Source organism: Pseudomonas syringae group sp. J254-4, assembly GCF_032586855.1.
GTDB classification, from domain to species: Bacteria; Pseudomonadota; Gammaproteobacteria; order Pseudomonadales; family Pseudomonadaceae; genus Aquipseudomonas; species Aquipseudomonas amygdali.
Map to the genome: position 1 here is coordinate 1 of NZ_JAWHOO010000018.1, position 14,426 is coordinate 14,426.

Annotated in this window: 12 protein-coding genes and 4 tRNA genes; all 16 read right to left on the reverse strand. The window is 59.5% G+C overall.

All coding sequences use genetic code 11. The features are described 5' to 3' along the window. Positions 1-2 precede the first annotated feature (2 nt). The 16 genes from RYB09_RS19575 to RYB09_RS19650 all read right to left on the reverse strand — a co-directional run bounded on the left by RYB09_RS19575 (position 3) and on the right by RYB09_RS19650 (position 14,418). Positions 3-76: transfer RNA gene (locus tag RYB09_RS19575), tRNA-Asp, on the reverse strand. A 115-nt stretch (positions 77-191) separates the two neighbouring features. Beyond that, positions 192-268: transfer RNA gene (locus tag RYB09_RS19580), tRNA-Asp, on the reverse strand. Positions 269-383: 115 nt separating this feature from the next. Next, positions 384-460, reverse strand: a tRNA-Asp gene (locus tag RYB09_RS19585). A gap of 66 nt (positions 461-526) precedes the next feature. Next, positions 527-602: transfer RNA gene (locus RYB09_RS19590), tRNA-Val, on the reverse strand. A 149-nt stretch (positions 603-751) separates the two neighbouring features. Then, entirely contained in the window at positions 752-1,516 is a 765-nt protein-coding gene (locus RYB09_RS19595; protein WP_161796185.1) for an SDR family oxidoreductase, read from the reverse strand. 50 nt (positions 1,517-1,566) lie between these two features. Beyond that, on the reverse strand, positions 1,567-2,778 hold the full coding sequence (locus tag RYB09_RS19600) for an O-succinylhomoserine sulfhydrylase (RefSeq protein ID WP_058401688.1): 1,212 nt from the start codon (positions 2,776-2,778) through the stop codon (positions 1,567-1,569). A gap of 21 nt (positions 2,779-2,799) precedes the next feature. Further along, positions 2,800-4,308 (reverse strand): amidophosphoribosyltransferase, encoded by a 1,509-nt coding sequence (purF, locus tag RYB09_RS19605; RefSeq protein WP_004657889.1) that lies wholly within the window; start codon positions 4,306-4,308, stop codon positions 2,800-2,802. Positions 4,309-4,320: 12 nt separating this feature from the next. Further along, the gene (locus RYB09_RS19610; RefSeq protein ID WP_002552712.1) at positions 4,321-4,908 is read right to left on the reverse strand and encodes a CvpA family protein; all 588 of its coding nucleotides are present in this window, start codon (positions 4,906-4,908) and stop codon (positions 4,321-4,323) included. Positions 4,909-5,026: 118 nt separating this feature from the next. After that, positions 5,027-5,695 carry an SPOR domain-containing protein gene (locus RYB09_RS19615; protein ID WP_219171142.1) on the reverse strand — a complete coding sequence of 223 codons (669 nt, stop codon included), beginning with the start codon at positions 5,693-5,695 and terminating at the stop codon, positions 5,027-5,029. After that, positions 5,679-6,983, reverse strand: a complete 1,305-nt coding sequence (gene folC, locus RYB09_RS19620; protein ID WP_316889857.1) for a bifunctional tetrahydrofolate synthase/dihydrofolate synthase — start codon at positions 6,981-6,983, stop codon at positions 5,679-5,681. Before folC ends, RYB09_RS19615 begins: the two co-directional genes overlap by 17 nt. After that, a complete protein-coding gene (gene accD, locus RYB09_RS19625; protein WP_122258272.1) occupies positions 6,980-7,900 on the reverse strand; it encodes an acetyl-CoA carboxylase, carboxyltransferase subunit beta in 921 nt (306 codons plus the stop codon). The genes folC and accD overlap by 4 nt, the downstream gene beginning before the upstream one ends. A gap of 252 nt (positions 7,901-8,152) precedes the next feature. Then, positions 8,153-8,773, reverse strand: a complete 621-nt coding sequence (locus RYB09_RS19630) for a phosphoribosylanthranilate isomerase (RefSeq protein WP_058401685.1) — start codon at positions 8,771-8,773, stop codon at positions 8,153-8,155. A 61-nt stretch (positions 8,774-8,834) separates the two neighbouring features. After that, positions 8,835-9,659, reverse strand: coding sequence for a tRNA pseudouridine(38-40) synthase TruA (truA, locus tag RYB09_RS19635; protein WP_011168144.1), 825 nt, complete (start codon positions 9,657-9,659; stop codon positions 8,835-8,837). A gap of 158 nt (positions 9,660-9,817) precedes the next feature. Next, positions 9,818-12,652 carry a FimV/HubP family polar landmark protein gene (locus tag RYB09_RS19640; RefSeq protein ID WP_316889860.1) on the reverse strand — a complete coding sequence of 945 codons (2,835 nt, stop codon included), beginning with the start codon at positions 12,650-12,652 and terminating at the stop codon, positions 9,818-9,820. 109 nt (positions 12,653-12,761) lie between these two features. Further along, positions 12,762-13,772, reverse strand: coding sequence for an aspartate-semialdehyde dehydrogenase (locus RYB09_RS19645; RefSeq protein ID WP_316889862.1), 1,011 nt, complete (start codon positions 13,770-13,772; stop codon positions 12,762-12,764). Positions 13,773-13,857: 85 nt separating this feature from the next. Beyond that, positions 13,858-14,418: a DUF1285 domain-containing protein gene (locus RYB09_RS19650; RefSeq protein WP_316889864.1), complete on the reverse strand. Its 561-nt coding sequence runs from the start codon at positions 14,416-14,418 to the stop codon at positions 13,858-13,860. Positions 14,419-14,426: the final 8 nt, after the last annotated feature.

Sequence of the window (14,426 nt, forward strand, 5' to 3'; positions counted from 1 at the left end):
GGCGCAGCGGACGGGACTCGAACCCGCGACCCCCGGCGTGACAGGCCGGTATTCTAACCGACTGAACTACCGCTGCGTATCGCTGTAAACCTGTTTGAAACAAACCTTCGGTAGTTTGCTTCCTGTACTTCTGATTAAAAGACCCTTGGGCTTTTCAATCGCAGACCCGGCGAACCCGATCTGTACAAATATGGCGCAGCGGACGGGACTCGAACCCGCGACCCCCGGCGTGACAGGCCGGTATTCTAACCGACTGAACTACCGCTGCGTATCGCTGTAAACCTGTTTGAAACAAACCTTCGGTAGTTTGCTTCCTGTACTTCTGATTAAAAGACCCTTGGGCTTTTCAATCGCAGACCCGGCGAACCCGATCTGTACAAATATGGCGCAGCGGACGGGACTCGAACCCGCGACCCCCGGCGTGACAGGCCGGTATTCTAACCGACTGAACTACCGCTGCGCATTGTGGACTTGCGTCCTTTTGATACTTTGAAAGCCCTCGTACTTCAGCTTTCAAACTCAACGATGGTGGGTGATGACGGGATCGAACCGCCGACCCGCTGCTTGTAAGGCAGCTGCTCTCCCAGCTGAGCTAATCACCCTTTGCTTCGTTGAGGCCGCGAAATTTACGCACCTAACGAACCTAAGTCAATAGCCTGATTGAAGTTTTTTAAAAAACAGGCTCAATCGCAAAACCGCTACCACACATCAAAAGCACAACAAAGAGTCAATGTCGGCAGACTGCACAAAACTATTCGGCGTAGACCATCTTGCGCGTCATGCCACCGTCGACCACAAATTCCTGCCCGGTCACGAAACCGGCGTTTCTGGACAACAACCACGCAACCATCGCGGCAACATCTTCCACCGTCCCTACCCTGCCGGCAGGATGCTGGGCGTGATCGGTCTCGGACAACGGCTCGGCCTTGCGCAACGATGGGTCGCGCGCATCAATCCAGCCGGGACTGACGGCGTTGACACGTATCTCCGGCCCCAGACTGATTGCCAGTGCGTGCGTCAGCGCCATCAGGCCGCCCTTGCTGGCCGCGTAAGCTTCGGTATCGGCCTCGGACTGGCGAGAGCGAGTCGATGTGAGGTTGACGATGCTGCCACAGTGCGCGCGCAAGTAAGGCGCGCAATGCTTGGCGAGCAGCATCGGGCCACCAAGATTGACAGCCAGCACCCGATTCCAGTGCGACAGCTCAAGGCTTTCCAGCGTAGTGTTATGCGGGTCGGCGATCGCTGCGTTGCACACCAGCGCATCGAGACGGCCAAACTGCCTGAGCACCTCGGCCACACCTGCGGCAACCTGCTCTTCACTGGCAACGTCCATGGCAATGAACAGGGCGTTTTCACCCAGCGCACCCGCCACCTTGAAGCCCCTTGCACGATCCAGATCGGTCAGCACGACTTGCCAGCCCTCGGCAATCAGCCAAGCCGCGATGCCAAGCCCGATGCCGCGCGCGGCACCCGTCACCAGTGCGACACGGCCGTTGTGGGTGCTGGCAAATTTCAACGCCCACTCTTCGCCCGTCTCGCCACTGTTTTTGTTACCGGCCTTGTCACTCACAACGCCGCCAGACCACGAGCCAGGTCGGCTTGCAGGTCAGCCACATCTTCCAGGCCCACAGCAACCCGTATCAGACTGTCGCGAATACCCGCTGCCTCACGCTCTTGAGGCGCCAAACGACCATGAGACGTGGTGCTCGGGTGGGTAATCGTGGTTTTGCTGTCGCCCAGGTTGGCTGTAATGGAGATCAGCCGCGTGGCATCGATGAAGCGCCATGCGCCATCCTTGCCACCCTTGACTTCGAAACTTACCACCGCGCCAAAACCCTTTTGCTGACGCTGCGCCAGTTCATGCTGCGGATGGCTCTTGAGCCCTGCGTAATGGACCTTTTCAATACCGTCCTGCTGCTCGAGCCACTCGGCCAGCGCCTGGGCATTGGCACAATGGGCTCGCATCCGCAGGTTCAGGGTTTCGAGACCCTTGAGGAAGATCCACGCATTAAACGGGCTGAGCGTAGGCCCGGCAGTACGCAGGAAACCGACCACTTCCTTCATCTGCTCGCTGCGGCCGGCAACCACGCCGCCCATGCAGCGACCCTGGCCGTCGATGAACTTGGTAGCCGAATGCACGACGATATCAGCACCCAGCAACAGCGGCTGCTGCAAGGCCGGCGTGCAGAAACAGTTGTCGACGATCAGCATCGTACCTTTGGCGTGAGCGATTTCAGCCAGTGCAGCGATGTCCACCAACTCGGCCAATGGGTTGGACGGCGACTCGACAAACAACATTTTGGTGTTGGGCTTGATCGCCGCGTCCCAGCCGCTCAGCTCTGCGAGCGGAACGTAATCCACTTCGATGCCAAAGCGTTTGAAGTACTTGTCGAACAGGCTGATGGTCGAGCCAAAGACGCTGCGCGACACCAGCACATGATCCCCGGCACTGCACAGGCTCATCACGACCGCCAGGGTCGCCGCCATGCCGGTGGCCGTAGCAACGGCCTGTTCGGCGCCTTCCAGCGCGGCGATGCGCTCTTCAAAAGAGCGCACGGTCGGGTTGGTATAACGCGAGTAGACGTTGCCGGGCACCTCGCCAGCAAAACGCGCGGCCGCATCGGCAGCCGTGCGAAAGACGTAGCTGGAGGTGAAGAACATGGGATCGCCATGCTCACCTTCCGGGGTGCGGTGTTGCCCGGCACGTACGGCAAGGGTATCGAAACCCACACCTTCAAGGTCGCTATCCAGCCGACCTGCATCCCATTCCTGAGTCATGCCGCCCACTCCTTGTCCAATTTAGTTGTTGTACAGATCGATGATCGCGCTCACGGCCTGAGTCTTGATCTTGGAGGCGTCGTTACGCGCGCTCTCGATCCTGTTCAGATAATGCTCGTCGATGTCACCGGTCACGTACTTGCCATCGAAAACCGAGCAGTCGAAGTTGTCGATCTTGATCTTCTTGCTGCCACTGACCGCTTCGATCAGGTCATTCAGATCCTGATAAACCAGCCAGTCGGCACCGATAAGGTCGGCAACGTCCTGAGTGGAACGGTTGTGGGCGATCAGCTCGTGAGCACTCGGCATGTCGATGCCGTAGACGTTGGGGTAGCGCACGGCCGGGGCCGCCGAACAGAAGTAGACATTCTTGGCACCGGCTTCACGGGCCATCTGGATGATCTGTTTGCAGGTCGTGCCACGCACGATGGAGTCATCCACCAGCATCACGTTCTTGCCGCGGAACTCCAGCTCGATTGCGTTGAGCTTCTGACGCACGGATTTCTTGCGTGCTGCCTGGCCCGGCATGATGAAGGTCCGGCCGATGTAGCGGTTCTTGACGAAACCTTCGCGGAACTTGACGCCCAGATGGTTGGCCAGCTCCAGCGCAGCGGTACGGCTGGTGTCCGGAATCGGGATGACCACATCGATATCGTGATCCGGACGCTCGCGCAGGATCTTGTCGGCCAGCTTCTCGCCCATGCGCAAACGCGCCTTGTAGACCGAAATGCCGTCGATGATCGAGTCAGGACGTGCCAGATAAACGTGTTCGAAGATGCACGGTGCATATTTGGGGTTGGCCGCACACTGACGGGTATGCAGCTTGCCGTCTTCAGTGATGTAGACCGCTTCGCCCGGAGCCAGGTCGCGAATCAGGGTAAAGCCGAGCACGTCCAGCGACACGCTTTCCGACGCGATCATGTATTCGACGCCTTCGTCGGTATGACGCTGGCCAAACACGATAGGACGAATGGCGTCCGGGTCACGGAAGCCGACAATGCCGTAGCCGGTGATCATTGCCACGACCGCATAGCCGCCACGGCAGCGATTGTGCACGTCGGTCACTGCGGCGAAGATATCCTCTTCGGTCGGCTGCAACTTGCCACGCACGGCCAGCTCATGGGCGAAAACGTTGAGCAGCACTTCCGAATCGGAATTGGTGTTCACATGGCGCAGGTCGGATTCGTAAATCTCCTTGGCCAGTTGTTCGACGTTGGTGAGGTTGCCGTTGTGCGCCAACGTGATGCCATAAGGCGAGTTGACGTAGAACGGCTGGGCCTCTGCAGACGTCGAGCTGCCCGCCGTTGGATAGCGCACATGACCAATGCCCATATGCCCGACCAGGCGCTGCATATGACGTTGATGAAACACATCACGCACCAATCCGTTGTCCTTGCGCAGGAATAACCGGCCATCGTGGCTGGTTACGATACCGGCAGCGTCCTGGCCGCGGTGCTGGAGGACGGTAAGCGCGTCATACAGCGCCTGATTGACGTTCGACTTGCCGACGATACCGACGATGCCACACATGCGACACAACCCCTACTTAGTGGAACTGGATTTACCGAGCACATCCTGCGGCATTGTAGACGGCAGGATCTGTTCCTTGAACGGCAGATCAGCGGGTACGCTGATGCCGCTGGCGAGCCACTTGCTGGACATCCCGAGAATCAGGTTTTTCGACCAGTCAGCGACCATGAGAAATTGCGGCACCAGCCTGGACTGCTGCCACCATTGATCCTGTTGCACCGGCCCCAGGCTCAACAGCCCTACCGCCACAACGACAAGCAGGCCTCCGCGCGCTGCGCCGAAGACCATGCCGAGAAAACGATCGGTCCCGGAAAGCCCGGTGACGCGAATCAGCTCGCCTATCAGAAAGTTGACCATGGCGCCTACCAGCAAGGTGGCGACAAAAAGAATGGTGCAGCTCGCAATCACGCGGGCCGAGGGTGTTTCTATGTAATTGACCAGATACTGCGACAGCCCTGCGCCGAACATCCAGGCAACAACGCCTGCAATGATCCACGTCGTCAACGACAGTGCTTCTTTTACGAAGCCGCGCTTCAGACTGATCAGGGCGGAGATGGCGACAATTCCCAGAATTGCCCAGTCAACCGGAGTAAATGGCACGTTGCAGCCTGCAGACGGATAAGGCGGCGCATTTTAGCAGAGCGCCCGCCTGCCGGTAAGCAGCGATTACCGGCGCGAGGCATTTTCCTTTGATGCAAGGGCACAAGGTGCCGAACGGTCAGCCCCGCTCAGGCTGAAAGCGCACCACAATGCCTTTGAGCTTTTGCTGTTTGTCGAGCTGATCACGCAGACGATCAGCTTCGGCACGCTCGATAAGCGGGCCGACAAATACCCGATTAACGCCATCGGCAGTGCGAATGTAGGCATTGTAACCCTGAGTTCGCAGGGTCTTTTGCAGGTTGTCGGCGTTGGCACGGTTGGACATGCTTGCCAGTTGAACCGACCAGCTGATCGACAGCCCGTTGGCATCGACGCCAGCAGGTGCTGCTGGCTTGGCGGGTGCCGCCGGGGCTGCGGGCGCTGCGGGGGCTGCCGCAGGCGCAGGTGCCGGCTTGGCAGCAGGCTTCGGCGCCGGGGCGCTGGCAACCGGGGGTGCAGCCGGAGTGCTTGGGGCAGGCGCGATCGGCATAGACGGCGGCTGGCTGCTGCTCATGTCATCGTCGTTGGGCACAGGCTCCTGAGGCAGGGCCTGAGGCTCCGGAACAGGCACCGGGTCGACACGGATCTGCGAAGCAGCAGGTGCCTGGGGTGCGGACGGTGCATCGACCCGCACCTGACGCGTTTCATCTTCACGTGTGAAGAGCATGGGCAAGAAGATGACCGCCACAGCAATCAGTACCAGTGCGCCAACCATTCGCTGCTTGAATACGTTATCCAGCAAAGCCATTTGCAGCGTCCTCATCGGTGTACCGGGCCAACCATTCCAGGGCCTCGGCAACACAGTAAAATGATCCGAACAGCAGAATCTCGTCATCGGGCGTGGCGTGCGCGCACTGAGCTTCCAGCGCCAACGCAACACTCTGATAGGACGTCACGCAGGCGCCAAGGTTCTGCAGGGCCGAATGCAACTCTTCTGCGGGTCGGCTGCGCGAGGTAGGAAGCGGCGCAACCGCCCACTCATCGATGACCGGGACCAGATGCGCGACTACACCTTCAAGGTCCTTGTCACTCAACAGGCCGAACACGGCGCGACGCTTGCCGGCAACCGGTTGGCGCGCGAGGCATTGCTCCAGAAATTGCGCCGCATGGGGGTTGTGGCCCACATCCAGAAGCAGATTGAGCCGCTTGCCTTGCCAACAGAAGGTTCTGCGATCAAGACGACCGGCGAGCCGGGTCTGCGCCAGAACCTGCCCTGCTGCATCCGCTTGCAACGGATACCCCAGCAAGGCAAACGCCTGAAGTGCCAACGCTGCGTTCTGCATAGGCAGGTCCAGCAGTGGCAGACCGCGCAGTTCAACCTGTTCGCCGTGAGCAACACCACGCCAGTCCCAACTGTCCTTGCCTATCGTAAGGTCGAAATCCCGACCACGCATCAGCAGCGGGCAACCCAGCTCGCGAGCCTTGGCCAGCAGCGGCTCGGGGGGTTCAGGATCGCCGCACAACGCCGGGCAACCGGCACGAAAGATTCCGGCCTTTTCGAAGGCGACCGACTCACGGGTGTTACCCAGGTACTCGGCGTGATCAACACCGATACTGGTGACCAGCGCGAAATCCGCATCAACAAGATTTACCGCATCCAGGCGACCACCCAGACCGACCTCCAGAACGACCGCATCCAGCCGGGCCTGTTCGAACAGCCAGAATGCCGCCAGCGTGCCCATTTCGAAATAAGTCAGGGTTACATCACCACGCGCCGCTTCAACCGCCGCGAACGCATCGCATAACTCCAGGTCGGTTGCCTCGACACCCTGCACTTTCACCCGCTCGTTATAGCGAATCAAATGTGGGGAGCTGTAGACACCGACTTTCAAGCCCTGAGCCTGCAACAAGGCAGCGACAAAGGCACAGGTTGACCCCTTGCCGTTGGTGCCCGTCACCGTGATCACCCTGGGGGCCGGACGCGTCAGCCCCAACTGCAGCGCTACCTGCCGGGAACGATCCAGCCCCATGTCGATGGCAGATGGATGCAGTTGTTCCAGGTAAGCGAGCCAGTCGCTCAGGGATGTAGAGGTCATATCGTGGTCGGTGCCGGTGGAACGACGATAGGCTCGATGACCGGCGCTACAAAACGAGGCGTCGGCAGGTTCATCATCTGCGCCAGCAGGTTACCCAGACGCGGACGAAGCTCGCTACGCGAGATGATCATGTCGATAGCACCGTGATCCAGCAGGAACTCGCTACGCTGGAAGCCCTCTGGCAGCTTCTCGCGAACGGTTTGCTCGATCACGCGAGGACCGGCGAAACCGATCAGCGCCTTGGGCTCGGCAACGATGACATCGCCCAGCATGGCCAGACTGGCGGAAACGCCGCCGTAGACCGGGTCGGTCAACACCGAGATAAAGGGCAGGCCTTCTTCACGAAGACGTGCCAGAACGGCCGAGGTCTTGGCCATCTGCATCAGCGAGATCAGTGCTTCCTGCATGCGTGCACCGCCGGAAGCGGCGAAGCAGATCATCGGGCAACGATTTTCCAGGGCGTAGTTGGCGGCGCGCACGAAACGCTCGCCGACAATGGCACCCATGGAACCGCCCATGAACGAGAACTCGAACGCTGAAGCCACCACCGGCATGCCCAGCAACGTGCCGCTCATGGAAATCAGCGCATCCATTTCACCGGTCTGTTTCTGCGCAGCGGTCAGGCGGTCCTTGTATTTCTTGCCGTCACGGAATTTCAGACGGTCGACCGGCTCAAGATCGGCACCCAGCTCTTCGCGGCCTTCGACATCCAGAAAAATGTTCAGGCGGGCACGCGCGCCGATACGCATGTGGTGGTTGCACTTGGGGCAGACGTCCAGGGTCTTTTCCAGCTCAGGGCGATACAGCACCGCCTCACAGGACGGGCATTTGTGCCAGAGGCCTTCGGGAACCGAGCTCTTCTTGACCTCGGAACGCATGATCGATGGGATCAGTTTGTCTACCAACCAGTTGCTCATGCTTTATATCTCCAGTACCGGTGTGGCTCGAACGACTGACAAATCAAACGCCAGTCGCATGCCCTCAGATAAATTCGTATATGGACGACGATGAAAGGATAGCGATCGACCCAAGGCCGGACCTGCACACCCCTCACCCCGATTTTTCACAACGACGGCGTTGCACCCTGGCACCACCGCTTACTTGATTCGACCCGCATGCCTTGTGGCAGGGACAGGCTTATGGACGGCGGCCGACCGGCAACCGTCACATCAGGTGCCATGCACTGCACTCATGAACGCAAGGATCTTTTCCCGATCCTTGATGCCCTTGCTCTTTTCGACACCGCCGCTGACATCCACGGCGTAGGGCCGGACCTGGGCAATGGCCTGTGCCACATTCGCCGACGTCAGCCCGCCCGCCAGAATGACCGGTTTATCCAGATCGTCCGGAATCAGCGCCCAATCAAAGGTTTCCCCGGTACCGCCAGGAACACCCTCTACATAGGTATCGAGCAGCACGCCTCGCGCATTGCGATAGGTACGGCAAACCTGAGCGATGTCATCCCCCGCCTTGACCCGCAAAGCCTTGATGTAGGGACGATGATAACCGTCGCACTCCTCCGGCGTTTCATCGCCATGAAACTGCAGCATGTCCAGCGCAACCGCATCCAGCGTCTCGTTGAGTTCGCAGCGGCTGGCGTTGACGAACAGGCCGACAGTGGTGATGAACGGCGGCAACGCGGCGATGATGGCGCGAGCCTGCAACACCGTTACCGCACGCGGGCTTTTCGGGTAGAACACCAGGCCAATTGCATCGGCTCCTGCCTCGGCTGCAGCCAGAGCATCCTCTATGCGGGTAATCCCGCAGATCTTGCTGCGAACGGCTGACATGTAGTGAGTAACCTCAGACCTTTCGGAAAGTCCCGGATGTTAGCAAATGCTGCTCGGGTCGTCAGCCGTCCAGTTCTGCAAAGCCCGTAAGAAAATGCGGACCTACAAAACGCTCGGGCAGCGGAAATTCATCACGGTACTCGACCTGCACGAGGTACAGACCATAAGGATGGGCCGTCACACCACCGGTACGCCGAACCCGGCTTTCCAGCACATCCCGCGCCCACTCGACCGGACGTTCGCCAGTGCCGATGGTCATCAGAACACCGGCGATGTTGCGCACCATATGATGCAGGAAGGCATTGGCGCGCACGTCGATCACGATCATCTTGCCGTGACGCGTCACGCGCAGGTGGTGCAACTGTTTGACTGGCGACTTGGCCTGACACTGGCCGGCGCGAAAAGCGCTGAAGTCATGAGTACCGACCAGATACTCGGCTGCCAGTGCCATGCGCTCCACATCCAGCGGGCGGTGATTCCACGTGATTTCCTGATTCAGGTGCGCCGGGCGAATCTGATCGTTGTAGATCACGTAGCGATAACGACGGGCAATGGCCTTGAAGCGGGCATGAAACGTCGCGGGCATGACCCTGGCCCAGGTTACGCTAACGTCATGGGGCAGATTGATATTTGCGCCCATGACCCAGGCCTTCATGGTGCGCTCGGCCTGCGTATCGAAATGCACCACCTGCCCGCAGGCATGCACGCCAGCATCTGTGCGGCCGGCACACATCAGTGATACCGGTGACGCAGCCACTTTTGACAAAGCGTCTTCAAGAGTTTCCTGCACGGTCAGCACACCGGATGCCTGACGTTGCCAGCCGCAATAGCGCGAGCCCTTGTATTCAACGCCCAGCGCGATTCGGGAAAAGCCCTCGGCAGCCATTTCAGCTGCCGGGTTGTCTATGTTCGCCAAAGTGGTACAGCCTGTCGGTTCGCGAAAAGTCGGTCATTATACGGTCGCAAGAAAAACACGCTACCAAGCCGGACAATTGAAATGCAAACGGCCGCATAAGCGGCCGTTTGCAGGTTGCCTTAGTGGGATCAGGCCAGCCGCGAAAGCATCTCCCGCGCTTCGCTTTTCTGTTCGTCATCGCCCTCGGTGACCACTTCGTCAAGAATATCCCGGGCACCGTCTGCATCGCCCATGTCGATATAGGCCCGCGCCAGATCAAGCTTGGTTGCGGCTTCGTCAGTGCCGGCCATGAAGTCGAAGTCCGGTTCGTCATCCAGTGTCGCGGCATCTTCGGCCGTGAACCTTGGTTCATCGAGCGGCGGATGCTCGAGATTCTGCGAAAGCCGGTCCAGCTCGGCATTGACGTCGTCGATTTCGGTCGCGAATGCCTGACTGGCCTGATCGGTTTCAATCTCGTCCGCCAGCGACAGATCAAAGTCTTCCGGAAGCTCGAGATCATCACTGACAGGCGGCACAGAGGGCGTTTCACCCAGATCAAGCGGGTCACTGCCAAGGCCGAGCAGGAAGTCATCTTCGTTCTTGAGCGCCGGATCTTCTTCGGACAGGTCCAGATCGAAGTCGGCAAGGTCTTCCGGCGTAGTCGCCGCACGGGCCTCTTCCTGTTGCTGCATGATCGACTCGAAGCTCAGCTCCTCGTCATCCGCTGCTGCCGACACCTTCGGCTCATCCAGCATCAGGTCGTCAAGCTCGTTCACAGTGGTGACTTCAGGCGTGGGCGCTTCTTCGAACTCGTCCAGGCTCAAGTCAAAATCGTGATCGAACGGGTCCGCCTCTTCGGCAGGTTCAGCGGCCAGCGGCGTAACCACTTCAGGTTCGGGCTCGGGATCTGCTGTTACAGCGATTTCAGGCTCAGGCTCAACCTCTTGCTCTGCCGAATCATCGGCCAACAGCTCTTCAACATACTTGGCGTCAAGCTCTGCAACCAGCGCAGCAGCACTGGCAGCTGCTGCCGCCGCGGCCACTGCCGGAGCAGCCGACGCAGTGGCAGATTCAGAAACCGCTGGCGCAGCAACAGGCGCTACCGGTTTCAGGGTCGAGTTAAGTTCTTCCTGCTGCTCGACCTCAGCTTCACGCTTTCCCGCTGCCACCAGTTTGCGTTCGTGGGCTGCGTAGGCTTTGTTATTACCCTGCTCGGCGTAGATTTCCATCAGCTTGAGGCGAATATCATCGCGCTTCGGATCTTCCTTCACCGCTTCCTCAAGCAATTCGACAGCCTGATTCATGCGCCCGTAAGCAATATGAATCTCGGCCTGAAGCAACGGATCGGCAGGACGCTCGCGAGCCGCGGTGGCAGCGGCGGCGGCACCAGCGGCCCCCATGCGAACATTCGGTGGTGGCACGTCCAGGCCGTCGAAGCTGGCTGGCGGTGCATTCATGTCCATGTCTGAAACAAAATCCGACTCCTCAGCCAGAGCACGCGCCATGCGCTTGTGCTTCTCGGCTTCGGCCTTCGCAGCGCGACGACGCGCCAGGAACAACAGCAACAAGGCCAGAATCAACAATACGGCACCGCCGATCAGGCCAAGCAGTACTGGGTTGTTGAGGATCTTCTGCAGCGCGTCTTCATCTTCGGCTGCAGCCACCGGCTCCACAGCCAACGGCTGATCGGCTGCCGGAGTCGCAACCTCGGCGGCACCTGCCGGCAATGCATCTTCAGGAGCAATCTCGCCAGCCGGTTTGACCGGAGCACCATTGGCATCGACCAGCGAAGCAGGCACTGCCGCATTGGCAGGTGTGGTTGCTTGCGGGGTGGCAGCAGCCGGAGGCACAGTTGCACCGGCGGCCTGCATTTTGGCCAACTGACCGTTTTTCAGCTCAATCAGGCGCTGTAGTTTGTCGAGCTGGCTTTGCAGGTCGTTCATGCGGCTTTTCAGCTCGGCATTATCACGACGCGTGGTGTCCAGCGCTTCCTGAGCCACCGCCAGCTTGTTGCCAAGATCACTGTCGCCCGCTGCACCTTTTGCCGCAGGCTTGCCGCTTGCCGAAACCAGGCTCAGGTTGTCGGAGGTATCGACCTTTGAAGGAGCAGCGCCAGCGCGATCACGGCGGGTGGCATCGACCTGGCGCGTGCCGGCAGGCAGGCGACGGCCTTCACGCCAGGCGCTGTACTGCCGGGAAACTTCTGCAACTGCCTGCGGTTGTGGCAACGCGGTGGTTTGCTGCGGAGTCGGAAGGCGCAGCACCTGCCCTTTCTTCAAGCGGTTGATGTTGCCACCGATGAACGCTTCCGGATTCAACGCCTGAATGGCCAGCATGGTTTGCTGGACAGTGCCGCCAGTACGTACCTTCGCGGCAATTTCCCACAAGGTATCGTTATTGGCGGTGACATATTGTGCCTGTTTGTCCGCGGCGGGCGGCGGCAATGCTGGCGCACTGGCGGCAGGTGCTGGAGCCTCGGGTGCCGCAGACTCTGCCGACGGCGCTACCGTCGCCAGTTGCGCGGGTGCGGCAGGAGCAGCAGCTGGTGCCGGGGCGGCGGCCGCAGCGGCGGCCTCTGGAGAAAACTTCGGAGGATCGAGCAGAAGGCTGTATTCACGCAGCAACCGGCCATTTGGCCAGAGCACCTGAACCAGGAACTTCACATAAGGCTCGCGCACCGGCTTGCTGGAAGTAATGCGCAGGACACTTTTACCGCTGGCGTTGATAACCGGGGTAAAAGTGAGATCGTTGAGAAATGCCTGACGGGTAACACCCGCCTGAGCGAAGTCGGCAGTGGTCGCCAGGCTCGGCACAACTTGCGTTGCGTTAAGCCCCTGCGCCTCGGTCAACTCGATTTCCGCTACCAAGGGCTGATTCAGGGTCGACTTGACCGACAATTCCCCGAGCCCCAGCGCCTGCGCCATACCCGATGACAGCGCTGAAGCCGCAGCGATTGCTAATACCAGTTTACGAACCTGAACCATAGCCCATCCCTTGTTTAAAGATTCCCCGAGATCCGGGGAGGTAGTCCTGCATTTGGGTGTAAGGCGTATCGCCGCTAAAACAATTATTCAAATTGTTGCCAAGTATCTTTTACACATAGTCTTTTATCAACAATTCGCCAACCTGCACAGCATTCAGCGCAGCACCTTTTCGCACATTATCTGATGTCAGCCACAGATTGAGCTGCTCGGGATCGTCGGTTCCCGCCCGAACGCGTCCCACATAAACCACGTCCTGCCCCACAGCATCACCCACCGGCGTAGGGTAATCACCCGCATCGACCAGTTCGATTCCGACGGCAGACTCGAGTGCTGCATTGATCGCCGCAACATCGACCGAACCTGCAGTGCGCAGCGTTACGGTAAAGCTGTCGCCAAAGAACACCGGCACTTGAATGCAGGTGGCAGAGACTTTGAGCGATGGCAGCGTCAGCAGTTCGCGTAATTCATCAACCAGACGCCGTTCCAGCGGCAAATGCCCCGACTCGTCAGGCGTACCCACCTGGGCCAGTACGTTGAACGCCATCTGACGATCAAAAAAGCGGGTTTCCAGCGGACGGACATTCAACAGCTCGGTAGTCTGACGCGCCAGCTCGCTGACACCTTCGCGCCCGAGTGCTGAGACCGCGAGACAGGCCGTGACTGTCACGGACTGGATATCGATCAACCCGCGCAACGGCGCCAGAGCCAGTGCGACTGCAGTGGCAGAGGCGCTCGGGCTGGCCACCAGCGAGGCGACCGCGCCGCTGTGCAAAAGCGTAGCATTTATTTCCGGCACGATATTAGGTGCCTGCGAGGAAGGAAATGCACCGGACAAGTCAACGACCGAGCACCCCGCCGCCACGGCCTTTTCGGCGTAACTGCGGCTTACCGCCGGGCCGGCGGCGAAGAACGCCAGGCGCACCTTGCTGAAGTCGAACTCATCGACTTCCCGTACGCGCACATTCTTGCCCCGAAACGGCACCGAGTGACCAGCAGACTCGATACTTGCCAGCAGGTGCAGATTGCCGACCGGGAAGTTGCGCTCCTCCAGCACCTGGACAACGGTTTCGCCGACAGTACCGGTTGCGCCGACTACGGCGATATCAAAGGACTGGCTCATGCAAAAACCTCAGGGAAATCAGGGAGCGGCACTTTAACTGTCGCACTGGCGGCAGGCAATTCAAGCCGGCAAATAGCCGTGTTTTTCAAGGTTCGAGACCCACCTGAAAAAACACGCCGTGACTCCAGACACCCAGCCAGCGCTGTCCGTCGATCTCGCGGGAAACCGCCAGCTCGACCAGTTGATAGAAAACATTGCGGTGAATCAGCGCCTCAAGATTGCTCCGCACATGGATATACGGCGCTGGCTCCTGAGTATCAGGGTGTGTCACAACCCGCAAAGGGTGCTCCGGCCCCGCCTCAGTCTGATCCTCGACATTGGTCAGGAAGCGCAGCACCTGAGCCTCGCCCTCTCCCAGCACCTCAAGGGTGACGGCGACAAAAGGCGCGTCATCGACCTTGATGCCGACTTTCTCGACAGGGGTGATCAGAAAATAGTCATCGCCGTCGCGACGCATGATGGTCGAGAACAACCTGACCATCGGTTTGCGGCCGATCGGCGTGCCCAGGTAATACCATGTCCCGTCTCGGGCGATACGCATGTCGATATCGCCACAGAAATCCGGATTCCACAAATGAACAGGCGGCAACCCCTTGGTTTTGGGGATCTGCGCAAACAGATCACCCGCCTTGTTTGAATCGGTCACTCCACTCT

Bases quoted from the DNA above. Each gene is read 5' to 3' on its own strand.
- RYB09_RS19630 (WP_058401685.1), bottom strand. From the start codon at position 8,773: ATGTCAGCCGTTCGCAGCAAGATCTGCGGGATTACCCGCATAGAGGAT.
- folC (WP_316889857.1), bottom strand. From the start codon at position 6,983: ATGACCTCTACATCCCTGAGCGACTGGCTCGCTTACCTGGAACAACTG.
- RYB09_RS19615 (WP_219171142.1), bottom strand. From the start codon at position 5,695: ATGGCTTTGCTGGATAACGTATTCAAGCAGCGAATGGTTGGCGCACTG.
- RYB09_RS19600 (WP_058401688.1), bottom strand. From the start codon at position 2,778: ATGACTCAGGAATGGGATGCAGGTCGGCTGGATAGCGACCTTGAAGGT.
- truA (WP_011168144.1), bottom strand. From the start codon at position 9,659: ATGGCTGCCGAGGGCTTTTCCCGAATCGCGCTGGGCGTTGAATACAAG.
- RYB09_RS19640 (WP_316889860.1), bottom strand. From the start codon at position 12,652: ATGGTTCAGGTTCGTAAACTGGTATTAGCAATCGCTGCGGCTTCAGCG.
- accD (WP_122258272.1), bottom strand. From the start codon at position 7,900: ATGAGCAACTGGTTGGTAGACAAACTGATCCCATCGATCATGCGTTCC.
- RYB09_RS19645 (WP_316889862.1), bottom strand. From the start codon at position 13,772: ATGAGCCAGTCCTTTGATATCGCCGTAGTCGGCGCAACCGGTACTGTC.
- purF (WP_004657889.1), bottom strand. From the start codon at position 4,308: ATGTGTGGCATCGTCGGTATCGTCGGCAAGTCGAACGTCAATCAGGCG.